We start from the raw sequence: 20,055 nt of genomic DNA, 5'->3' as shown, positions 1-20,055 counted from the left end.
GGGTTCACAACGTCGCTTCCCTGCCCGTCCGCGCCGCGAACGCGAAGCCGTTCTTGCCGGTGCGCTTGATCCGATACATCGCGGCATCGGCAGCGGCGACCAGACGGCGGTGATCGTCGACGTCGTCGGGATAGCTCGCGATGCCCACGCTCGCGCGCACGCCACCGATTCCCATCTGCTCGTCGGTGTCGACCACGCAGGCCATCAGCCGGCGCCCGATCTCGGCCAGTTCGTCATCGCCCGCGAATGTGCGCACCAGCACCGCGAACTCGTCGCCACCGATGCGCGCGACCAGATCGCCTTTGCGCACCGACGCGCGAAACCGCGCGGACACCGCGGCGAGGAATTCGTCGCCGGTGCGATGCCCGAACGAATCGTTGACCTGCTTGAAGCCGTCGAGGTCGATATACAGCACGGCGAGCCGCTGCTCGGCGACCGAAGTCCGCGCGTTCTTCGCGGCGGAGTCGAGCGCGGCCAGCAGCTTGCGGCGGTTCGACAGGCCGGTCAGCGGATCGTGCAGCGACGCGTGCTCGAACTCGTGCGACTGCCCCGCAAGCTGCCGGTTGCGCTTCGCGTACATGCCGAGCGCCGTGATCAGCATGCAGAACAGCAGCGCGGCGAGCGCGATCAGCGTGCGCGCGACGTGCGCGACGCGCAGCCGCACGTCGGCGCTCGCGGCGTCGCGTTGCGCGCGCCAGTAGGCGGACACGCTGCCGAGCACGGTCGCGACGGCTTCGGGCGCCGCCTGCGTCGGTGACATCGACGGAATGGGCGGCGCCGGCGACGGACTCGCGTTGACGAGCGCCGCGAGCGATGCGAAACGCCGCGCGAGTTCGGCGCGCGCCGCGTCATAGGCCGGCACGAACGACGCGTCGTGATTCGCTGGAGCATTGGCCATGCGCTGCCACACGGCCAACTGTTCGCGCGCGCTGTCGACGCGCCCGGCGGCTTCGAGCACGAGGCCCGCGTACTCCTGCTTCAACTGATCGGAAAACACCGTGCGGATCTGCATCGCCACGTACAGCAAGCCGAACAGCAGACACAACAGCGCGGCCACGGCGATGCTCGCGGGCCCCGGCCGGAAGGGCCGCACCGGCATGCGCGCGAGTGCGCCGCCGCGCGGCCCGGCTGGCGCTGCCGCCCCGACGGCCGCTCCCTCAGGGATGGGAGTAGGTATCTCGTTGCTGTCGGCCGTTGTCATTTTGACGATAGCTCACGCGTCGAAAGAACTGTCCGATCCGCGCAAACAGACTGCTGCTCTTGTGCTTCGACGACGCGCGCCGCTCCTGCTGCGCGAGCCGCGTTTCTTTCGCGCCGTGGCCGGCCGCGGGCTGCGCGGTGGAACCGGCCGCGGTGGAACCGGCCGCGGTGGAACCGGCGGCACTGCTGATGTGCCGGGTGGAGCGCGAGGGTGACGCGGGAGCAATCGGGGTCGCGGGCGGGTCGGCCGAACTATCGACCGACGGATCGACCGAGGTATCGACCGGCGTATCGGCCAGCGTGGCGTTGAGACTCGGGTCAGGCGCAATCGGGCGAATCTGCCCGGACCAGACGGCCGGGTTGGTGTCCTCGAAACCGCCTTTCACGCCGGCCGCTTCGAGCGCAGCATCCGGCGCGTTGGGCTGCGCGGCTGACTTTGTGACCGACTGTATAGCTGGCGGCGTGGCCGACGGCGCGGCGACGTCCTGCGGCGCGTGCGCGACGGCGACCGTCGGCACCCCGCCCGATGCCGACGAGCCGAGCGCCTGGCGCGCGCCGGCGATGGCATCCGCATAGGTCTGCTGATCCTGATTGAACCACACGCCGTAGGCGACGGTGCCCATCACGCCGAAGGTCAGCGCGCCCGCTGCCGCGAGGCACAGCGCGAGGCGGCCGAAGCGCGGCGGTGGCGCGCCCGATTCGTTGGGGCCGTCGAGATTGAAGCCGGAGTACCGGCCGTCCGCTGCGAAATCACGCAAGTCGGTATCGTCGGGATCGGTAGCCATCGAAATACGCTCCGGGTATGCCACTTCCTGCTACAAGCTGACCAATCGACGAGCGCGCGGATAGGCCGCGCTCGCGGGCTGTCGCTTGCACGCACTTCTCATCGAATGTAATCCTGTCGCGTACGCGCGACAACACAGCAGCGTTGCGTTTCCGCCTCGCTTCCGTGGTGCTCCAGACAAACGCCGCCCGATACTGCGCGAGTTGGCAAAAAAAGTGTGCAAAGCTGGTAAAAAACGCCCACCCAGCTAGAACCCCAGACAGGCAGCCATGCGCCTGACGTCGGCCGCTACGCTCGATGCGACGCGGGTCCTGCAAAACGCGCCAACGCGGTCGCTGTCTCGCACGCAATAACCGCGCCTGGCGGTGGACCGGTAAGGTCAGGTCCGCGCATGTCGCGACCGCCGCGCGGGGCCGGGCCTACTGTTATCCGCCAGCATAGAAACCATGTCGAACAGGTATCAGCACAAGCCACTCACGCCGTTGCGCCGCGCGCTCGCGCGCTTTTCTCTTTCGGAAACCGCCAAGTACACGAAGCTGACGCTCGGCCTGTGGATCGGTTTCGGTCTCCCGTATCTGCTCGGCTACCCGGACGCTGCCGTGCCGCTCGCCGGTTCGACGATGCTGACACTGGCGCTCGGTAGCTCGATTTCGGCGGCCAGAAGCTACTTCCACTAGCGCGTGTTTTCGAACGTGGTGGCGATGCCGATCGGCACGCTGCTGATCTGGCTGACCGCGCCGCACCTGTGGATGGGCGCGGCGCTGCTGCCGCTCGTGATCTTCAGCATCGTCGCGCTGCGGCCGTCGCTCTCGTCAACGATGGCAACGAACAGGCCACCGACGTCGTCGCGCAACTGGCCGCGGGTCGGCTCGATAAAGCGCAGATCAAGCCGGCGGCCTCGAAGCTGCGCACGCTCAGCACGAACCTGAAGCAGGCGCACCTGCTGCTGAAGACCGACATCGAGCAGGCGTGGGTGTCGCCGCATCTGAAGCGCAACGCGGCACGGCTGCCGCTGTTCGCGAGCTATCAGGAGACCTTCGATTCGCTGGTCAATTTTCTCGAAACGATGGACACGTTTCACGATCAGTTCGCCGCGCTCGACGCCGCGTGGCGCGAAGCGTTTCTCGCGCGGCTCGCGAAGCTCGTGAATGCGCACCGGCAGTTGGCCGAGGCGGCGGACCTGCGCCGCGAGCGAGCGCCGCTCGCGGCGCCGCCGTTGCAGTTGGAGGACCTGCGTCAGCTGACCGGGGACCTGCCCGCGTCGAACATATTTACGAGCGTGTACCTCGGGCATCTGACCGGCTACGGAATTCTGTTGTGCCGGTTGAGCGAGCTGCATACCGCGTGAGCGGCGCGGTTGCGCCGTTCACTGCGTGGCTCATTGGACGACTCATTGCACGGTAATGGTCGCCTTCATGTTCGGATGGATGCCGCAAAAGATCTTGTACACGCCCGGTTTATCGAACCTGTACTGATAGGTGTCGTCCTGATCGAGCGCGGCCGAGCGGAACAGGCCCGCGTCGTTGACCACGGTGTGCGGCTCGCCGTCGAGATTTTTCCACGTGACCGTCGTGCCGGCCTTGATGGTCAGCTCCATCGGCGTGAACATGAAGTTCTTGATGACGATCGCGTTAGGGGTCGACGCGACGGTCTGTTGCTGCGCCTTCATCGGCATCTGCATCGGCGTCGTCGTTTGCGCGAAGCCGAGCCCCGCCGACACCGCCAGCATCGCGAGACTGCCGAACAGAATCGCGAGCGCGCGGCCCATCGTATTGGTCAACATCACTGATCTCCTGAAGCGTAAAAGTAGCGCGTGCCGTCAGGCGAGCGTCGTGTCGTCGAGCGTCGCCTTCAGCGGATGACGCGCGATGCTGACGCTCGTCACGCCGAGCATCTTCGGCAGCTGGTCGCTCGCGACCTTCAGCGGCCCCGGGGCATCGCCGTTGCCGGCGGTCGGCTGCGGATAAGCGGTCGAGCGCGCCGTGTGGAACGTGATGTTGCCTTCGACCTTCGTCACGATCTGATGAATGTGACCGTTCAACACCGTCACGGAACCGAAGCGCTTCAGATAGCTCATCGCCTGTCCCGCGTCGCCGGTGCCCCAGCCCCACGGCTCGTAGATCGTCCACATCGGCATGTGCGCGAACACGACGACCGGTGTGCTCGACGAGCGGCCCTTCAGATCGTTTTCGAGCCATTCGAGCTGCTCGTCGCCGAGACCGCCGAGGCCGTTCGGCTTGAAATGCATCACGTTGACGAGGCCGACGAAATGCACACCCTCGTGGTCGAAGCTGTAATAGCCGCGGTTATCCGACGCCTTGCCGAAGCGGCTGAAGTACTCGGTGCCGGGGCCATCGGTGACGTCATGCTCGCCGGGCACCGTATGCAGCTCGGTGATCTTCAGTCCCGACATCAGCTGCGCGGCGAGATCGAACTCCGACGGCTTCGACAGATGCGTGATGTCGCCGGTGTGAATCGCGAGCGGCGGCCGCGCCGGCATCGCGTTGACGTAGTCGATCGTCTGTTTCAGCGTGCCCGCGACATCGGGATTCGCTTCCTTGTTGAAGCCGATATGCGTATCGCTGATCTGCAGGAAAAGCGGCACGCCGGCCGCGGATGGCGCGGTGTTCGAGTCGGCCGCGAGCGCGAGCTCGACCGGCGTCAGCACGCCGCCCGACATCATGAACACGGTGCCAAGGCCACCGAACGCAAGACACTTCAGCGCGCCGCGACGCGCCGGATCGAATGAATGTTGTGACGACATGATGACCTCACGATAGGGATTCGCCGAACCGAACCCGGTTCGTGAGGCATGACTGGCGTGCGGCGGGTTTTATTCCCGCGGGCTACTGTTGGGTTGCATGGGCCGGGACAGTCACTGGAAAGAGGACGGTGACGTCCAGGCCGGTTTGCTTCTGCTGATCGGAGAAGTCGAACAGGATTTCGGCACCGATGCGATCGGCAATGGTTTGGACGATAGAAAGGCCCAACCCCGAACCAATCTGCTCGCTGCCCAGAGTGCGGTAGAACGGATCAAAAACCCGGCCCCGTTCCGCCAACGGAATACCAGGGCCCGTGTCCTTGATGTGCAGCCCAGCACGCCTCTCCTCCATACTCACCGAAAGATCGACCCGTCCTCCTTCAGGCGTGTAGCGAATGGCGTTATCGACGAGGTTCTTGACTACGGCGATCATGTCCAGCTCACCGACCCACACGTGCGCGTCCTGAGTTCCCTCGACCCCAATGTCGATGTGCCTGGCCTCGGCCAACGGCATCAGGTCTTCAAGCACGCGGCGGTAGATACCTTGGACGGATATCGGCGACTTCGGCGATTCGGCCACCGACTGCGCGCGGGCCAACGTCAGGAGTTGATCCAGCAGGTTTCTGCCTCGTTCGATTCCCTGGCATAGAACAGTCAGCCGTTCGCGCGCCGGGACGGACATTTCCGTGTCTGCGAGGCGCTCCGCTTGTAGGGACAGGGCGGTCAGCGGCGAGCGAAGCTCGTGCGCGGCATCCGCGACGAAACGGCGCTGAGACTCCATGGACTGACCCACACGCGTGAGCAGGCGATTGATCGCCACGACGAACGGCCGTACCTCGACGGGAAGGTGGCGATCTTCGATGGGATGCAACGCCTGCTCGGCGCGCTGATCGATTTCCTCGGAGAGTGCCGCGATGGGCCGAAACATCTTGCGCACCAGGTCGGCGACGATCAGCAGCAGCACCGGGACCAGGATCAGGAAAGGCATCACGGTGCGCAGCGCACCAACGCGAGCAATTTCATTGCGGAAACCAGACTCCTGGGCCACGGCGATGCGCTCGCCAGCAGCCATCGTCTTGACCAGCACGCGGAATGTCTCGCCGCCGACATCCAGCGTGTGCAGACCATCAGCCAGCGTTGCAGGCAAGGCAAGCAGTCCACCGTCATCCACGGCTACCGAGGTCGGATTAGCGTCGCCCAGGTGTTGAACGATCACGCGCGATTCTTCATCGCCGTCTTTGCTGCGGGTACCGGAATCCGGAGGGGATGGCGACAGGCGCTGCCGATCCATGAGCTGCGCCACCTGGCGCAACACATCGTCTTGCAGTTCGTGCGCTTCATCGAAGGCCGACAGGAACGAAAAAACGCCCGCTACCAAAGCCACGAAAAGAATGCCCACCGACAGGGCAACCGACAGCTTGAGCTGAACCGACTCGTTCAGGCGCCTTTTGAAATCATCCATCCAACCCCTCTGATGTTTTTGATCATTTCGCTGCCCAGCTTGCGCCGCAGCGCATGGATCAGAAATTCGACAGCATTGCTTTCGACTTCTTCTCCCCACCCGTAGATGCGATCTTCCAGCTCGCTGCGTGACAAAATAGCGCCCGGCCGAACCAGCAGCGCTTGCAGTAACGAGAATTCGCGGTTGGACAGTTGCACTGTAGAACCGCCGTTGACGCTGGCCTCTCTCGTGGCCGGATCGAGCGACACCACGCCGTTGCTAAGAACGGGCGCTGCGCTGCCTGCCTTGCGTCGTAGCACGGCACGCATCCTGGCCAACAGTTCAGCCATCTCGAAGGGTTTGAGCACGTAGTCATCGGCCCCGCCGTCCAGGCCGCGCAGGCGGTCATCCAGGCCATCGCGCGCCGTGATGATGAGCAGGCAAACCGGGTTGTCGCTGGCGCGGATGCTGGTCAGTACGTCCAGTCCATCCTTGCCGGGTAGGCCCAGGTCGAGCAACACCAGGTCATAGTGCTGGCAAGCCAGCGTCGTGAGCGCAGTCCGCCCGTTCTTCACCCAGTCCGCCGCATAGCACGCATCTTTCAACGCACCCTGGATCGCTTCACCGATCATGGGGTCGTCTTCGACCAGCAATACCCGCATTCCCCCTCCGTTCAATCGTCGTTCAATGTGCGGTCCTGGCTGCCCGCTGTCTGAAGAGCAGGATAGCCGTCAGCATCAAGCCAAGCAGCGCGGCCGACGCCGAATAGCGACTCAAGGCCAGACCACCTGCGCTCGGCGGCTTGTCCAGAAAATCACCGACCACGGCGCCCAACGGGCGGGTCAGGATGAACGCCGCCCAGAACAACAGCGTGCGGGACACGCTGGTCCGGTAGTAAGCGGCCGCGACCAGGGCGAGCAGCCCGCCGAATACGATGGCCGCGCCGCTGTAGCCCAGACCCGCCGTATCGGCCGTCCAGTCGCCCAGCGCCGTACCTAGGGTCTGGGAGAACATGATCGTCACCCAGTAGAAGGCTTCGGCTTTGGGCGAACTGATCGTGCTCACCGACACGGAGCCTAGCGTGCGATGCCAAACAAACAGCGATCCGAGCAGCATGGCCAGCAGCAAACTCGCGCCGCCAGCGTATCCGATTCCGAGCGAGCGATCCGCAAAATCGGCTAGCGTCGTGCCGACCGTGGTGGTGGCGACGATGGTGGTCCAGTAAAGGAAGGGATGGAATCCTTTGGCCTTGATCTGCGCGATCACGGCGACCAGGAAAATTGCCGCGAAGATGCCGGTTCCGACCAGATAGCCCAGATTCATGGACATCGAGACGGCATCGCCGCCGGTTTCGCCGAGCGTAGTAGCGGCGATCTTGATGAGCCAGAACCCCAGCGTTACTTCGGGGACTTTGGCCAGCGCGCGTTCAGAGGATGTTTTCATCGGACAGGTTCGCTGGTCAGACCTTGCCTTGGAGTGTGTCAAAGGTTTTCACCAGGTTGCCGATGGCTGCCTTGCAATCCTGCTGGTTCGGCGTATCCGCGCGCAGTGCTGCCAAGGCCTTGTCGATGGCCTTGTCGAGCACGTGCCAGTCATCGGCAGCCCGTGGTTTCAGCCCAGCCTCGGCCGAGTCCCAGCTCACCTCCAGATCCTTGATGCGGGCCTTGGCTGCGGGCAGATCGCCATTGTCCACGATGGTTGCCACGTCGCTGGCGATGTTGCGGAACGCCGACAGGTCGCCGAGCCTGGAGACGAGTTTGTCCTGCGATGCCGTGGCGGCCTGCGCGGATGTGGCCGGCGCTGTGCCCGGGCCAACGTGGTCGGCAGACCTGGAACAACCGGCTGCCAGGGCGACGAGAACGGCCGCCGATACGACGGCGACACGACGGGCGATGGGGTGCGCACTGCGCATGGTTTCTCCTGGAGAAGTGGAACGAGGGTTAGTCGGCCGCTGGTGCCGATCGGCCTGCAGTCATGCCGAACTGCGCGACGGCCACCAGCACGACGATCACCATCAGGAACAGGGCGCTGGTCCACATGGCGCCCATGCCGAGGCCGCCGTAGGTCCTGGCCTGGGTCAGTAGATCGCCCAGCGCGGCACCGAACGGACGAGTCAGGATGTAGGCGATCCAGAAGGTCAGCACAGCGTTGCCCCCCATGCGCCAGGCGGCAAAGGCAACGCCGATCAACGCACCGAACGCGACCGCGCCCCAGCTGAAGCCCAGGCCCAACGCCTCGGTCGCCAGATCACCGGCCGCTGTCCCCAGCGCGAAGGTACATAGGATGGCGGCCCAGTAAAACAGCTCCCTGCTGCGCGTCACGATGTCGTGCATCGACAGCGTGCGTTCGACCCGATACCAGACGGAAAAGATCGCGACGAGCGCCACCGCGAACACGAAGGTGCTGACATACAGACTGACCCCCAGGCCGTCGGTTAGCAGGTCAGTGATCTGGGTGCCGACTACGCTGACCAGCACGACCGTCAGCCAGTAGATCCACGCGGTGTAGCGGCGGGTGCGCACCTGCGTGAGCAAGGCGACCGCCAGCAGGGCGGCCATGACCGAGCGGGTGATTCCCTGGCCCCACCCCGCATTGACCGCCAGGAAGTCGGCCCCCGTTTCGCCCACCGTTGTGGACATGATTTTGATGATCCAGAACGACAGTGTGACTTCCGGGACTTTGTTGAGCCAGTCATCCAATCGGGGCGCGGGCAATTTGTTCATGGTGTTCTCGTGCCGAAGTGAAAGGGATTGCCGTCAGTCTGACGAGGCTGCCTTAGCTGAGCCATAGGGTCGCTCGCGTTGTGGAACGCCGCGCGACGCGATCGCCGTGCGACAGCACACCTTCCAGCTCGAAGAGAAGCAGCGTGACGCGTTGCGCTGCGCGCCTAGCGCGTTTTCTGTCGCAACGGCCTGAAGAACTTGCGGATCTCGGCCGCGAGCAACGCGGGCTTTTCCATCGCCGCGAAATGCCCGCCGCCCGGCATTTCGCTCCACTGCGCGACGTTGAAGGTTCTTTCGAGCCAGCTGCGCGGCGGATGATTGATCTCCTTCGGAAACAGCGCGAAGCCGACTGGCGTGTCGATGCGCTGGCCGTCGGAGAAACGCATCGGCTGCAGGCGGTTTTCCCAATACATCTGCATCGCCGGGCCGATGCACTGCGTGAACCAGTACAGCGAGATATTGGTCAGCAGATCGTCTTTCGAGAACACGCTTTCCACGTCGCCACCGCAGTCGCTCCACGCGCGAAACTTCTCGCCGATCCATGCGGCGAGTCCCACCGGCGAATCGTTCAGCGATGCGGCGATGGTCAGCGGCCTGGTGCTGTGCTGATGCGCGTAGCCGCCTTCGAGTGCTGCCCAGTCGTTCTTCTCGCGCAGATAGTCCTGCTCGGCCGACGTCAGCTCCAGCTGCGCCGCGCCGATCGCGGGCTCGTAGGAACTCGGCAGGAAGTTCAGATGGATGCCGTCGACCGCCTGCGGATGATGCGAGGCCAATGCGATCGACACGCCCGCGCCGAGATCGCCGCCCTGCGCGCCGAAGCGCTCGTAGCCGAGCCCGCGCATCAGCGCCACCCACAGGTCCGCGACCTGGAACGCGGACGTGCCGGCCTGCGCGGGCGCAGGCGAAAACGCGAAGCCCGGCAGCGACGGCGTGACGACGTCGAACGCATCGGCGGGATCGGCGCCGAACGCGGCCGGATCGCACAACTGATCGAGCAGCGCGTGAAACTCGAAGAATGAGCCGGGCCAGCCGTGCGTGATCACGAGCGGATAAGCCTGGAAGCCTGGCACGACACTGGCGGCCCGCCGATGCGCGAAGTGCACGGTCTGGCCGTCCACGTCGGCGAGAAATTGCGGCAGCTGGTTCAACCTGCGTTCGGCCGCGCGCCAGTCGAATTGCCCGGCCCAATAGGTCGCGAGTTCGCGCAGCCAGGCCGGGTCGGCGCCCTGCTGCCACGCGGGCGCGGGCGTCGCGGGTGTCCAGCGCGTGGCGCGGATGCGGCGGCGCAGTTCGTCGATGTCCTGATCGGCGATCGCAATCTCAAACGGGTGGATCTGCATGAGGCGTCCTGGCTCAGTGGGCGGTTCACCGTCATCGTACGCGCGTCGAACGAAAACCGGATAATGGGCGTCCGTTCCGTACGATTGATTCCCCGACCCACAGGAGATTGACGCGATGTCCGCTTACGAATCCAAGGTGCCGCGAGTGCTGCTGACGAACGACGACGGTATCGACGCGCCCGGCCTCGCCGTGCTCGAAGCCGTTGCCGCCGAGCTCGCGCACGAAGTCTGGGTGGTCGCGCCCGAGCACGACCAGAGCGGTACGTCGCATTCGATCAGCCTGCATTCGCCGCTGCGCGTGAGCCGCCAGGGCGAGCGCCGTTTCGGCGTGACCGGCACGCCCGGCGATTGCGTCGTGATGGGCGTGCGTCATCTGATGCGCGAGGCGCCGCCGTCGCTCGTATTGTCCGGCGTCAATCGCGGCGGCAACCTCGGCATCGAAACGATGTTCTCGGGCACGGTCGGCGCGGCGATGACGGGTCTGCTGCTCGGGCTGCCGTCGTTCGCGCTGAGCCAGGCGTTCAGCGATCGTGAGCGGGTGCGCTGGGACACCGCGCGCACGCTCGCGCCCGGCGTGATCCGCAAGTTGCTCGCGATCGAGCATGCGGCGCCGACCTGCCTGAACATCAACTTTCCGGACGTCGATGCCGCCGACGCCGGTCCGCTGACGCCGACGCGCCAAGGCGTCGGGCTCGTCAGGGACATCGAGGTGCTGGCGGAAGTCGATCCGCGCGGCATCCCGTATCACTGGCTGCGCTTCGAACGCGGCCCCCGCGACAACGATGCCGACAGCGAAACGGCAACGGTCGCGGCGGGTCGCGTATCGGTCACGCCGCTCGCGTTCGATCGCACCGATGAAGCCACCTTCGCGCGGCTCGCCGCGTCGTTGAGCTGACGGCTGCTGGAGACGCGGCGCGAGGCCCTGATTCAGTGCGCCCCTGATCCCGCTGGCTCGGGTCTGCCGAACGCGGGCATCGTACCGTTCTCACGCGCGCGCACGAGTTCGGCCTCTACCTCGGCGCGGGACTTGGGGGCGTTGCTGGAAACCGCGGTCGCGGTTTGCGTCGCCTGGTCCGAGCGCTGCATCGACCATGGCGACTCGACGCCTTGCGTGGCGTACTGCGGCAACGGCCATGCGTGTGGCGTGACGCCGGCCGCTTTTTTCGCGGACCGGTCGGCGGTGGAACTTTTGCGGTGACTGCCGCCGCGCGCATGATGTGTACCCGATGTGGTCGCAATGCTTTGCGCTGAGCGCGGTTTCGTCGTGGCGCCCGACGCGCCTTTGCCATGCTCGCCCGACGCCACGCGGCCAGGGTGGGCGTGGCCGGTCGTTGTCGGGACCGGCGCCTGTGTGCGGTTCGCCGTCACCGCGGGCTGCGGCGGCAAATTCGTCTGCTGTGGCTGCGGCCGCGGCTGCACTTGCGCCTTGTTCGCCTCCCGCGCGAACTGTAGCGCCGCGATGGCCAGCGCGTCGCCCGCCTGTGCTCCAATCGACGCGGCCGGCTGAGCCCGCAAGGCGGTCACGTCATCGCGCAGCGCATGGCGGCGCGTGGCCTGCGCGCCGGCCCGGCCTTCGCTCTGTCCCGCCGCCCCGTCCGTGGTGCTGACGCCGCGCTCTGTGTCGGCGGCGAAGCTCGCGCCCTGGCCGGACGACCAGTCGTTGTCGAGCTGCGACACATAGGCCCCAATCGTCACCGCGCCGAAGACGAGGCCCGTCAACACGATCATTCTCGGTTCGCTATACAAGGCACGCTCCCCATTCCAACACGCACGCGCATCCGACCGACCCATGGATCAAATTGTGGGCGATCCGAATCACAGTGTTTTCCTTTTAGACCCAACATCCGAGGAATCGGCGGATCTGGTCGGGGATGTGTCCGAAATCGACGGGCATTGTTCTGTTCAAACAGGACCAGCGCGACGCTGCGCAAAGGTACGGCGCTCGGGCGGACGGCGACGACGGGCGGCATGGAGGGTGCTGCGAGCATGGGTAATTGGAAACAGGATCATGCCCGCGCTCGCGCACGCTCTCGCATGTGACTCGCGCGCCCTGCTCTGGCAAATCCGGGAATCCAATCACTTTGTCGCCTGCTGCGCCGCGACACGTAGCGGCGAGGATGCCGGCGGCTCGGCGTAGCGGTGGCGATCATGTCGTGGGAGGGTTTCATGAAAACCTTGCAACGCAGCCGATTTCACCCGGCCGTCCTGACGTACCTCGTCCTTCTCGTTTTATCTGCCGTTGCAGGCGGGCTGGTCCATCCGGTGCCGCACGCTGCCGCGGACGAGGGAATCAATAACCTGCCGCTGGCGCACGTCGCCGATATCCCGTTGCCGGGTCGCGCGACTCGGCTGGACTACGAAAGCTACGATCCCGATCGCCACCTGCTGTTCATCGCACACCTCGGCGACGGGGAGGTGATTGTCGTTGATGTGAATGCATCGAGCGTGATCGGGCGAATTCCTGACGTTTCATCGGTTCACGGCCTGCTCGCCATTCCCGGCATGTCGCGCATATACGCTTCGGCGACTGGAACGGACGAGATCGTCGCAATCGACGAGGCAACGCTCAAGATAGTCGCACGCATGCCTGGCGGACACTACCCCGACGGGATGGCTTACGCGCCCGACGTGCATAAACTCTACGCATCAGACGAGACCGGTGGCACCGAGACAGTCGTTGACGTCCAGAGCAACCAGCGTGTCGCGACCATTCCGCTTGGTGGCGAGGTTGGCAATACGCAATACGATTCGCAATCGCATCACATCTTCGTCAGTGTTCAGACACGCAACGAACTCGTTGAAATCGACCCGACGATCGACAGGATCGTTGCCCGTCATGCGCTCCCGGGAGCCCAACAGAACCATGGACTGTTGATCGATTCACCTGACCGGCTTGCCTTCGTCGCCTGTCAGGGCAACCACAAGCTGCTCGTGTTCGATATGGGAGCACGGCGGGTCGTGCAGTCGTTCGACATCGGCAAAGACCCGGACGTGCTCGCGTTCGATCCGGCACTGGGCAGGCTGTATGTGGCCGGGGAAGCCGGCATCGTTTCCATCTTCAGTGTCAAAGGCTCGAATGTCACCAAAATCGGCGAAGGCCGGCTCGGGCCGAACGCGCACGTGGTCGCTATCGACCCCGCCACCCATCACGCATTTTTCCCGCTGAAGAACGTTGACGGACATCCCGTGCTGCGCGTAATGGCGCCCAGGTAATGTCGGCGTCTGGTCGGACAAGCGAGTGCAGATTGCGAATCTGCCACTCGCTCAGCGCCTCATGCTTCGCGACGATTTCCTCAACGTAAAGGATCGCGTCACGGTGATTCGTCGCCTCGAAGTGCTCGCGAAGGGACTTTCCGCCGACCGTAATGCCTTCCAACACCACCTTGGTTTCGCGCAGCGTCAGTGTGTTGCCTTCGATCGCGTTCGAGTGATACGTCCACTCCAGCGTCAGCTTCTCGCGCAGTGACGCAACGGTGTGGGTCGGCAGCGGGCGCGCGGCCTCGAGCGTCGCCTTGTCAGCGTCAATCGTCAACAGCAGCGCGACAGTTTGATTCGACATTCCTCTCTCGAACTAAGGTCCATTACGCTAACCGTATATCGCCAATGGCGGCTTAACCCTTTCCACCAAATTACCCGGACAGTTAGCCTGTCAACCGGGAAATAGAATACGGATACCCCTGAAAACCCGCTTTGATCCCGCTTCAAACCGCATATATTTCCGGATTAGCCGTAATCGACAAAAACTTCCCCGTCTTCCCATCGAGCGCGAGCATGTCGCCGCTTTCGATATTGAAGATCCACCCATGCAGCCGCAGCGTCCTGTTCGCGAGCCCGACCGCCACCGACGGATGCGTGCGGATATTGGCGAGCTGCGCGATCACGTTGTCCTCGACCAGCGCCGCGAGACGCTCCGCATCCGAGCCATAGTGGCGCGACGCGTTGATCGCCTTCGCCGCATCCGCGTGACGCAGCCAGCTCGCGACCGCCGGCATGTGCTCGAGATTCGTGCAGGCCGAGATCGCGGTCATCGCGCCGCAGTTCGAATGGCCGCAGATCACGATGTTGGTCACGCCGAGTACGGCGATCGCATATTCGACGGTCGCCGACACGCCACCCGGTTCCGGGCCGTACGACGGCACGATGTTGCCCGCGTTGCGAATCACGAACAACGAGCCCGGCTCGGACTGCGTCAGCAGTTCGGGCACCACGCGGCTGTCCGAACAGGTCACGAACAGCGTGCTGGGATTCTGCGCGGTCGACAAACGCTTGAAGAGCGCGCTTTGCTGCGGAAAGACCTCGCGTTGAAAGCGGATCAGACCTTCGATGATTTCCTGCACGATATTCTCCAGAGAATCGAAGAGACGGATTTAAATTGCCGCGACTATACCGCAGCCTTTCAATCGTCGCGCGAATCACCGTGCTAAGCGCCGGACGCGCCTGCGGCGAATTGCCAGCGCAATCATGGCGTGCTTGCACGCGCCATAAAAAAGACCCGGCTGCCGGCAGCCGGGTCCAACTCTCTCGCTCACTCACCTGAATCGGTGCGTGCAGCACAACTGTAGGCGCGCCGGCGCGGCGAATACAGACGCCACGGTGGAAGAGTCCTTTCCGCCGCGACCGCAATGGCTTTACCCGATGAAATCGAGCGGGTCGCTCAATCGAAGTCGCGCGTCTCGAGTTCCACGGACCGTCCCCCATTTCGTTCGAGCACCCGCCGCGTAGCATTTTCAATGCGGGCGCGGTTCGCCTCGAACGCTCCCACCAGATCGTGAGCCGAGGGGCTGCCGTTGCCGAGGTTGCCGTTGCCGAAATGGTCATTGAGCGCGTCGAGCGACACGCTGCACCATACGTCCGTCCCGTCCACATTGGCTTCGAAAGCGACGCGCGCAGCAGCCACCGCTTCCCGGCGTCCGGTGAATTCGATCCTCATAATGGTCCTCCATGTGTCAAAGGGAAACCAGAATACGCAATGGTCGTGCCCATACTGGCCGGCTGGCCAACTGCCCGGGCGCGAGCACGCATTCTCCGCAAGGTGCATACGCCTGACCGGCCGCCACGCGCGGCCGCGTTGATGCGTCGCGGCACAGCCTCCAGCGGGCCGCCGACGCGCTCAACATACCGATACTACGCTCTTCATGTCCCGCGGCCTTGTCTTCACGCGTTCGAGTCGCGCGGCGTAGTGAGCGGCGCGCGTGTGCGAGCGGTACGACCCGCTTGCCGGCAGCGTCGCCACGAAGAAATCGCGCACCTGTGCGGCGGTTCGCGCATGAATCGCGGCGCGGTCGACACCGGGCCCGTCCTTGCAGATCGGCGCCAGACGCTCGACGGCCGCCGGCTCGCACACATCCATGAACGTATAGTGCGACGCGCCCGACACCATCGTCACCGTCGCTTGCGGCATGAAGCCCGCGATGCGGTGAATGTTGGTGTTGACCGGCGCGGTCGTATCGGCCTCGCCCGCGAGCAGCGCGACCGGAATCGTCACTTCCCTGAACGACGAGCTGTTGAATGCCTCGCCGAGCGCCGGCGCAATCGCGAACGCGGCCTTGATGCGCGGATCGCGATACGAGTCGCCCGAATGCGCACGCGATGCGTTCGCTTCGGCCGATAGCCTCTCCACCGTCAGCGCCGGCGCGCCCGCTTCGTGCGCGAGACTCGCGGCTTCGGGCGGCGAGCAGATCGCATCGGCTTCGGGCGACGTGCAGAAGCGCTCCATGGGCGAGAGCGTCGTCGACACCGTCAAGCGCCACGATAGCGGTCTGCGCGGCGCGGGGCGGTGCAGAACTTGCGGACTTTTGCGTGTTCGCGCCTTCGCGTTTTGCCAGCAGGCGGGCGGCCCGTTCGCGCGCTGCGTCACACTATGATCGACAACGCACGCGGCTGACTGACAGTTGGCAGGCTTTCACGGCGCGGTCAACCGCCCTTCCCATACAGCGTCGAATCGGCGAACCCTTCGGCTGCCAGCACCTGCCCGACCAGAATCAGCGCGGTGCGCTCGATCGCGCTGCCCTGCACTTTCGCGACGATATCGTCGAGCGTGCCGGTGATCTTCTCCTCGTCGGGCCAGCTCGCGCGATAAATCACCGCGATCGGACACGCGCCGCCGTAATGCGGCCGCAATTCATCGACGATGCGTGTGAGATGCCGCACGCCGAGGTGAATCGCCAGCGTCGCGCGATGCCGCGCGAGATCGGCCAACCGTTCGCCGTCGGGCATCGACGTTTTGCTCGCATAGCGCGTGAGGATCAGCGTCTGCGACACGCCTGGCAGCGTCAGCTCGCAACCGAGCGCCGCCGCGCACGCGGCCGTCGCAGTCACGCCGGGCACGATTTCATACGGAATGCCCAGTTCGCGCAAGCGGCGGATCTGCTCGCCGATCGCACCGTACAGCGACGGATCGCCCGAATGCACGCGCGCGACGTGCTGCCCGTTCGCGTGCGCCGCCGCGAGCAACGCGACGATCTGGTCGAGATCGAGTTCCGCGGTGTTGATTAGCTGTTCGGCGCTGTGCCCTTCGAGCACCGCCGCCGGCACCAGCGACCCCGCATACAGGATCACCGGGCTACTGCGCACGAGGCGCTGCCCTTTCACCGTGATCAGCTCCGGGTCGCCCGGACCCGCGCCGATAAAAAACACTGTCATTCAGCACTCCGAGATTGGCTCAATTATCTGAATCGGTATGCGCCCCTGGGCGCAACGCATCGACAAGATCGGCAACGGTGGCGAAGTCGCGATCGACAGCGGGCAACCGCGGCCGTCGCAACATGATCACCGGCAAGCCACGCTCGCGCGCGACCTCGAGCTTCGCCTCGGTCGCGCCGCCGCCGCTGTTCTTGCTGACGACCACGTCGAACGCCTGCAGCGCGAACAGCGCGCGTTCGCCGTCGAGCGTGAACGGTCCGCGCGCCGAGAGGACGCGCGAGCGCGCCGTGTCCGGATGCGAATCGAGCACGCGCACGGTCCAAAATTGATGCGGCGGAATCTCATCGAGATGCGCGAGCGGTTCGCGACCGAGCGTGAAAAGCGGCCGCCTGAACGGCGCGAGCGCGTCGATCAGCTCGTGCCAGTCGCCGACCATGCGCCAGTCGTCGCCGGTTTGCGGCTGCCACGCTGGACGCCGCAGCGCCCAGCAACGGACACTCGCCAGGCGGCATGCCTGTGCCGCATTCGCGCTGATCCGCGCCGCGTACGGATGCGTCGCGTCGATCACGAGGCCGATCGCTTCGCTCGCGAGGTAACGCGCAAGGCCCTCGCTGCCGCCGAAGCCGCCGACACGCACCGCGCACGCCAGGTCGTCGGGCACCTTACCCAGTCCCGCGAGACTGTACACATGCGCGGGGCCGAGTTGACGCGCGATCTTCAGCGCGTCGCCGGTGCCGCCGAGCAGCAGGATGCGCGTCATCGCGCGACTCCGACGATGTTGCCCTGCCGGTCGATCGCGAAGATTTCGACGCTGACCTGCGGCGGCACGATATCGCGAGCAACGGCCAAAGCGTGCTGACAGACGATATCGCCGAGCGGCACCTGCCGCGCGTGAGCGAGCGCGAGCGCCTGCTGGCTCGTGTTGGCCGCGCGCATCGCCGCTTGCAGCGCGGCGTCGGCGCCATGCGCGGCGGCCCAGCCGGCGAGCTGTTCGAGATCGATGCTCGAGTTGCGGCTATGCAGATCGAGATGGCCGGCCGCGAGCTTGCTGAGCTTGCCGAAGCCGCCGCAAATGCTCAGACGCTCGACCGGCGCGCGCTTCATATGCTTGAGCACCGCGCCGACAAAATCGCCCATTTCGATCAGCGCGATATCGGGCAGGCCGTAGTGCGCGCGCATCGCGTCCTCGCTCGCGTTGCCGGTGCAGGCGGCCACATGCGTATAGCCGTTCGCGCGCGCGACGTCGATGCCCTGATGGATCGACGCGATATACGCCGAGCACGAAAACGGCCGCACGATGCCGGTGGTGCCGAGGATCGACAGTCCGCCGACAATGCCGAGTCGCGGGTTCATCGTTTTCAGCGCGAGCGCTTCGCCGCCTTCGACGCCGATCGTCACTTCGAAGCCGCCGCGATACGCGTGGCGCGCGGCGAGTTCGACGAGGTGCTGCGTCATCATCTGGCGCGGGACCGGGTTGATCGCGGGCTCGCCGACCGGCAGCGTGAGACCCGCGCGCGTGACCGTGCCGACGCCCGGCCCCGCGCGAAAGCTCACACCGGGCTCGGGCACGAGGCGCACGCGCGCGAACACGAGCGCGCCGTGCGTCACGTCGGGATCGTCCCCGGCATCCTTGATCGTGCCGGCTTCGGCAACCCGTTCGCCATCGATGGGGGCGAGACGACAGAACGCGAGCCGCATGGTCACATGCTGGCCCTTCGGCAACACGATCTCCGCGACCCCGCTGAGCTCGCCCGCCAGCAGCAGACGCGCGGCCGCCAGCGAGGTCGCGGTCGCGCAACTGCCGGTCGTATAGCCGCTGCGCAGCGGCGCCGGTTGTTCGGGGGTCTCGTCACGCATCACGAATCGGTCGACAGTTGCGCGGGTTTCGTCACTTCGAGCAGCGTGATCGGCAACGCCTGGCGCCACGTATCGAAGCCGCCGAGAGCTTGCGCGTGCGCGAGCGCGATGCGCGTCAACGTGCCGCCATGCCGCTCGCGCCACGCGGCGAGCACCGCCTCGCCTTGCAGCGTCACCGCGTTCGCGATGAGCCGGCCGCCGTCGCGCAGTTGGGCCCAACAGATGTCGAGCAGGTCCGGCTGCGTCACCCCACCGCCGATAAACACCGCGTGCGGCGCCGGCAGCCCACGTAACGCGTCCGGCGCGCGGCCGGCCACGAGTTGCAGCCCGGGCACGCCCAAAGCATCGCGGTTCTGTTCGATGAAGCGCTGCCGCGCTTCGTGCGCTTCGATCGCGATCGCGCGACACGTGGGATGCGCGCGCATCCATTCGATACCGATCGAACCGCTGCCCGCGCCGACGTCCCACAGCAATTCGCCGGGCGCGGGCGCGAGGCGCGCGAGCGTGATCGCGCGCACGTCGCGCTTGGTCAACTGGCCGTCGTGGATGAAGGCGTCGTCGGGTAAGCCGCAGGTCAGCGGCAGACGCGGCGCGTGCGCGGACGCGCGGCAGTCGAGCGCGATCAGATTGAGCGCGGCCATCTCGCCGGCCGGCCATCGATCCGCGCGGCCATCGACACGCCGTTCGCGTTCGCCACCCAGATGTTCGAGCACGGTCATGCAGGTCGCGCCGAAACCGCGCGCAGCGAGCGACGCCGCCAACGCCGCCGGCGTACCTCCATCCGCGCTCAACACGAACAGGCGCGCGCCGTCATGCAGATGCGCATTCAGCGCGGCGAGCGGCCGGCCGACCAGCGACACGGTCGCGACATCCTGCAACGGCCAGCCGAGCCGCGCGGCCGCCAGCGACAACGACGACGGCGCGGGCAGCACGCGCAGCTCGCCGGCCGGTAACTGCCGCGCGAGCGTCGCGCCGACGCCGAACAGCATCGGGTCGCCGCTCGCGAGCACGCACACCGCGTGCGGACGCTCGGCGAGCAACGGCGCCAGATCGAACGGACGCGGCCACGCGGCGCGGCGCGCGGCGAGCCGCGCGGGCAGCATCGCCAGATGGCGCTCGCCGCCGTACACGACCGCCGCGCCCAGCAAAGCACGCCGCGCGGGCCGCCCCAGACCGGCGAAGCCGTCGTCGCCAATGCCCACTACGGTCAGCCATGCCGGCATCTATCCATCCTCATCGGTTGCGTCGATTCTTTAGCGATTGCGCCACGCCGCGTCACGCATGCGGCTGCGCGCAGGGTCGAACGG

The 20,055-nt window shown here is 65.6% G+C and carries 22 protein-coding genes and 1 pseudogene; 4 read left to right on the top strand and 19 right to left on the bottom strand.

The genetic code is table 11. The features are described 5' to 3' along the window. Window positions 1–4: 4 nt before the first annotated feature. Both F6X42_RS10845 and F6X42_RS10840 read right to left on the bottom strand, forming a co-directional pair. Window positions 5–1,201 (bottom strand): GGDEF domain-containing protein, encoded by a 1,197-nt coding sequence (locus tag F6X42_RS10845; protein ID WP_246530041.1) that lies wholly within the window; start codon window positions 1,199–1,201, stop codon window positions 5–7. Then, window positions 1,158–1,985, bottom strand: coding sequence for a hypothetical protein (locus tag F6X42_RS10840; RefSeq protein WP_187634204.1), 828 nt, complete (start codon window positions 1,983–1,985; stop codon window positions 1,158–1,160). Before F6X42_RS10840 ends, F6X42_RS10845 begins: the two co-directional genes overlap by 44 nt. Window positions 1,986–2,430: 445 nt before the next feature. On the opposite strand from F6X42_RS10840, the gene F6X42_RS43935 reads away from it, so the two are divergent. Next, entirely contained in the window at window positions 2,431–2,661 is a 231-nt protein-coding gene (locus F6X42_RS43935; RefSeq protein ID WP_246530040.1) for a hypothetical protein, read from the top strand. 68 nt (window positions 2,662–2,729) lie between these two features. Continuing rightward, entirely contained in the window at window positions 2,730–3,332 is a 603-nt protein-coding gene (locus F6X42_RS10835; protein WP_246530039.1) for a hypothetical protein, read from the top strand. Between the two features lie 42 nt (window positions 3,333–3,374). On the opposite strand, the gene F6X42_RS10830 is transcribed toward F6X42_RS10835, so the two are convergent. From F6X42_RS10830 to F6X42_RS10795, 8 genes are all read right to left on the bottom strand, one after another. Then, window positions 3,375–3,665, bottom strand: a complete 291-nt coding sequence (locus F6X42_RS10830) for a cupredoxin domain-containing protein (RefSeq protein ID WP_246530048.1) — start codon at window positions 3,663–3,665, stop codon at window positions 3,375–3,377. 138 nt (window positions 3,666–3,803) lie between these two features. After that, complete coding sequence (locus F6X42_RS10825) at window positions 3,804–4,748, bottom strand: metallophosphoesterase family protein (protein WP_187634202.1); 945 nt, start codon at window positions 4,746–4,748, stop codon at window positions 3,804–3,806. Between the two features lie 82 nt (window positions 4,749–4,830). Then, window positions 4,831–6,207, bottom strand: coding sequence for an ATP-binding protein (locus F6X42_RS10820; RefSeq protein ID WP_187634201.1), 1,377 nt, complete (start codon window positions 6,205–6,207; stop codon window positions 4,831–4,833). Further along, window positions 6,183–6,848 carry a response regulator transcription factor gene (locus F6X42_RS10815; protein ID WP_187634200.1) on the bottom strand — a complete coding sequence of 222 codons (666 nt, stop codon included), beginning with the start codon at window positions 6,846–6,848 and terminating at the stop codon, window positions 6,183–6,185. Before F6X42_RS10815 ends, F6X42_RS10820 begins: the two co-directional genes overlap by 25 nt. Before the next feature lie 22 nt (window positions 6,849–6,870). Further along, window positions 6,871–7,629: a COG4705 family protein gene (locus F6X42_RS10810; protein WP_187634199.1), complete on the bottom strand. Its 759-nt coding sequence runs from the start codon at window positions 7,627–7,629 to the stop codon at window positions 6,871–6,873. Window positions 7,630–7,645: 16 nt separating this feature from the next. Beyond that, window positions 7,646–8,098, bottom strand: coding sequence for a hypothetical protein (locus tag F6X42_RS10805; RefSeq protein WP_187634198.1), 453 nt, complete (start codon window positions 8,096–8,098; stop codon window positions 7,646–7,648). 28 nt (window positions 8,099–8,126) lie between these two features. Next, complete coding sequence (locus F6X42_RS10800) at window positions 8,127–8,909, bottom strand: COG4705 family protein (RefSeq protein ID WP_187634197.1); 783 nt, start codon at window positions 8,907–8,909, stop codon at window positions 8,127–8,129. A gap of 164 nt (window positions 8,910–9,073) precedes the next feature. Continuing rightward, window positions 9,074–10,249 (bottom strand): epoxide hydrolase family protein, encoded by a 1,176-nt coding sequence (locus tag F6X42_RS10795; protein ID WP_187634196.1) that lies wholly within the window; start codon window positions 10,247–10,249, stop codon window positions 9,074–9,076. Window positions 10,250–10,364: 115 nt separating this feature from the next. On the opposite strand from F6X42_RS10795, the gene surE reads away from it, so the two are divergent. Beyond that, window positions 10,365–11,144: a 5'/3'-nucleotidase SurE gene (gene surE, locus F6X42_RS10790; protein ID WP_187634195.1), complete on the top strand. Its 780-nt coding sequence runs from the start codon at window positions 10,365–10,367 to the stop codon at window positions 11,142–11,144. Between the two features lie 32 nt (window positions 11,145–11,176). Here the strand turns inward: surE and F6X42_RS10785 are convergent, their stop codons facing one another. After that, a complete protein-coding gene (locus tag F6X42_RS10785; protein WP_187634194.1) occupies window positions 11,177–11,977 on the bottom strand; it encodes a DUF4148 domain-containing protein in 801 nt (266 codons plus the stop codon). Window positions 11,978–12,415: 438 nt separating this feature from the next. Between F6X42_RS10785 and F6X42_RS10780 the strand changes: the two genes are divergently transcribed. Next, on the top strand, window positions 12,416–13,462 hold the full coding sequence (locus F6X42_RS10780; RefSeq protein ID WP_187634193.1) for a YncE family protein: 1,047 nt from the start codon (window positions 12,416–12,418) through the stop codon (window positions 13,460–13,462). Window position 13,463: 1 nt separating this feature from the next. Here the strand turns inward: F6X42_RS10780 and F6X42_RS10775 are convergent. From F6X42_RS10775 to cbiE, 8 genes and pseudogenes are all read right to left on the bottom strand, one after another. Then, a pseudogene (locus tag F6X42_RS10775) lies at window positions 13,464–13,808 on the bottom strand (Fic family protein); the annotation flags it as partial. Window positions 13,809–13,950: 142 nt separating this feature from the next. Then, window positions 13,951–14,586 carry a carbonic anhydrase gene (locus F6X42_RS10770; protein WP_187634192.1) on the bottom strand — a complete coding sequence of 212 codons (636 nt, stop codon included), beginning with the start codon at window positions 14,584–14,586 and terminating at the stop codon, window positions 13,951–13,953. A gap of 317 nt (window positions 14,587–14,903) precedes the next feature. Continuing rightward, window positions 14,904–15,179, bottom strand: coding sequence for a DUF1488 family protein (locus F6X42_RS10765; RefSeq protein ID WP_187634191.1), 276 nt, complete (start codon window positions 15,177–15,179; stop codon window positions 14,904–14,906). A 180-nt stretch (window positions 15,180–15,359) separates the two neighbouring features. Next, window positions 15,360–15,986, bottom strand: coding sequence for an alpha/beta hydrolase family protein (locus tag F6X42_RS10760; RefSeq protein WP_246530038.1), 627 nt, complete (start codon window positions 15,984–15,986; stop codon window positions 15,360–15,362). 176 nt (window positions 15,987–16,162) lie between these two features. Next, window positions 16,163–16,891 (bottom strand): precorrin-4 C(11)-methyltransferase, encoded by a 729-nt coding sequence (gene cobM / locus F6X42_RS10755; protein ID WP_187634190.1) that lies wholly within the window; start codon window positions 16,889–16,891, stop codon window positions 16,163–16,165. A gap of 19 nt (window positions 16,892–16,910) precedes the next feature. Further along, a complete protein-coding gene (locus F6X42_RS10750) occupies window positions 16,911–17,651 on the bottom strand; it encodes a cobalt-precorrin-6A reductase (RefSeq protein ID WP_187634189.1) in 741 nt (246 codons plus the stop codon). After that, the gene (locus F6X42_RS10745; RefSeq protein ID WP_187634188.1) at window positions 17,648–18,748 is read right to left on the bottom strand and encodes a cobalt-precorrin-5B (C(1))-methyltransferase; all 1,101 of its coding nucleotides are present in this window, start codon (window positions 18,746–18,748) and stop codon (window positions 17,648–17,650) included. The genes F6X42_RS10750 and F6X42_RS10745 overlap by 4 nt, the downstream gene beginning before the upstream one ends. Then, window positions 18,748–19,971, bottom strand: coding sequence for a precorrin-6y C5,15-methyltransferase (decarboxylating) subunit CbiE (gene cbiE, locus F6X42_RS10740; RefSeq protein WP_187634187.1), 1,224 nt, complete (start codon window positions 19,969–19,971; stop codon window positions 18,748–18,750). The genes F6X42_RS10745 and cbiE overlap by 1 nt, the downstream gene beginning before the upstream one ends. Window positions 19,972–20,055 lie beyond the last annotated feature (84 nt).

Source organism: Paraburkholderia podalyriae (assembly GCF_014397785.1).
Taxonomy (GTDB): Bacteria; Pseudomonadota; Gammaproteobacteria; order Burkholderiales; family Burkholderiaceae; genus Paraburkholderia; species Paraburkholderia podalyriae.
This window is presented reverse-complemented; position numbering and strand designations above follow the sequence as displayed.

What these genes read in the sequence shown, in the direction of transcription:
- F6X42_RS10815 (WP_187634200.1), bottom strand. Translation starts at nt 6,848, where the DNA reads ATGCGGGTATTGCTGGTCGAAGACGACCCCATGATCGGTGAAGCGATC.
- F6X42_RS10795 (WP_187634196.1), bottom strand. Translation starts at nt 10,249, where the DNA reads ATGCAGATCCACCCGTTTGAGATTGCGATCGCCGATCAGGACATCGAC.
- F6X42_RS10830 (WP_246530048.1), bottom strand. Translation starts at nt 3,665, where the DNA reads ATGCAGATGCCGATGAAGGCGCAGCAACAGACCGTCGCGTCGACCCCT.
- F6X42_RS10810 (WP_187634199.1), bottom strand. Translation starts at nt 7,629, where the DNA reads ATGAAAACATCCTCTGAACGCGCGCTGGCCAAAGTCCCCGAAGTAACG.
- F6X42_RS43935 (WP_246530040.1), top strand. Translation starts at nt 2,431, where the DNA reads ATGTCGAACAGGTATCAGCACAAGCCACTCACGCCGTTGCGCCGCGCG.
- F6X42_RS10845 (WP_246530041.1), bottom strand. Translation starts at nt 1,201, where the DNA reads ATGACAACGGCCGACAGCAACGAGATACCTACTCCCATCCCTGAGGGA.
- cobM (WP_187634190.1), bottom strand. Translation starts at nt 16,891, where the DNA reads ATGACAGTGTTTTTTATCGGCGCGGGTCCGGGCGACCCGGAGCTGATC.
- F6X42_RS10750 (WP_187634189.1), bottom strand. Translation starts at nt 17,651, where the DNA reads ATGACGCGCATCCTGCTGCTCGGCGGCACCGGCGACGCGCTGAAGATC.
- F6X42_RS10800 (WP_187634197.1), bottom strand. Translation starts at nt 8,909, where the DNA reads ATGAACAAATTGCCCGCGCCCCGATTGGATGACTGGCTCAACAAAGTC.
- F6X42_RS10780 (WP_187634193.1), top strand. Translation starts at nt 12,416, where the DNA reads ATGAAAACCTTGCAACGCAGCCGATTTCACCCGGCCGTCCTGACGTAC.
- F6X42_RS10745 (WP_187634188.1), bottom strand. Translation starts at nt 18,748, where the DNA reads ATGCGTGACGAGACCCCCGAACAACCGGCGCCGCTGCGCAGCGGCTAT.
- F6X42_RS10840 (WP_187634204.1), bottom strand. Translation starts at nt 1,985, where the DNA reads ATGGCTACCGATCCCGACGATACCGACTTGCGTGATTTCGCAGCGGAC.
- surE (WP_187634195.1), top strand. Translation starts at nt 10,365, where the DNA reads ATGTCCGCTTACGAATCCAAGGTGCCGCGAGTGCTGCTGACGAACGAC.
- F6X42_RS10805 (WP_187634198.1), bottom strand. Translation starts at nt 8,098, where the DNA reads ATGCGCAGTGCGCACCCCATCGCCCGTCGTGTCGCCGTCGTATCGGCG.
- F6X42_RS10825 (WP_187634202.1), bottom strand. Translation starts at nt 4,748, where the DNA reads ATGTCGTCACAACATTCATTCGATCCGGCGCGTCGCGGCGCGCTGAAG.
- F6X42_RS10765 (WP_187634191.1), bottom strand. Translation starts at nt 15,179, where the DNA reads ATGAGGATCGAATTCACCGGACGCCGGGAAGCGGTGGCTGCTGCGCGC.
- F6X42_RS10785 (WP_187634194.1), bottom strand. Translation starts at nt 11,977, where the DNA reads ATGATCGTGTTGACGGGCCTCGTCTTCGGCGCGGTGACGATTGGGGCC.
- cbiE (WP_187634187.1), bottom strand. Translation starts at nt 19,971, where the DNA reads ATGCCGGCATGGCTGACCGTAGTGGGCATTGGCGACGACGGCTTCGCC.
- F6X42_RS10820 (WP_187634201.1), bottom strand. Translation starts at nt 6,207, where the DNA reads ATGGATGATTTCAAAAGGCGCCTGAACGAGTCGGTTCAGCTCAAGCTG.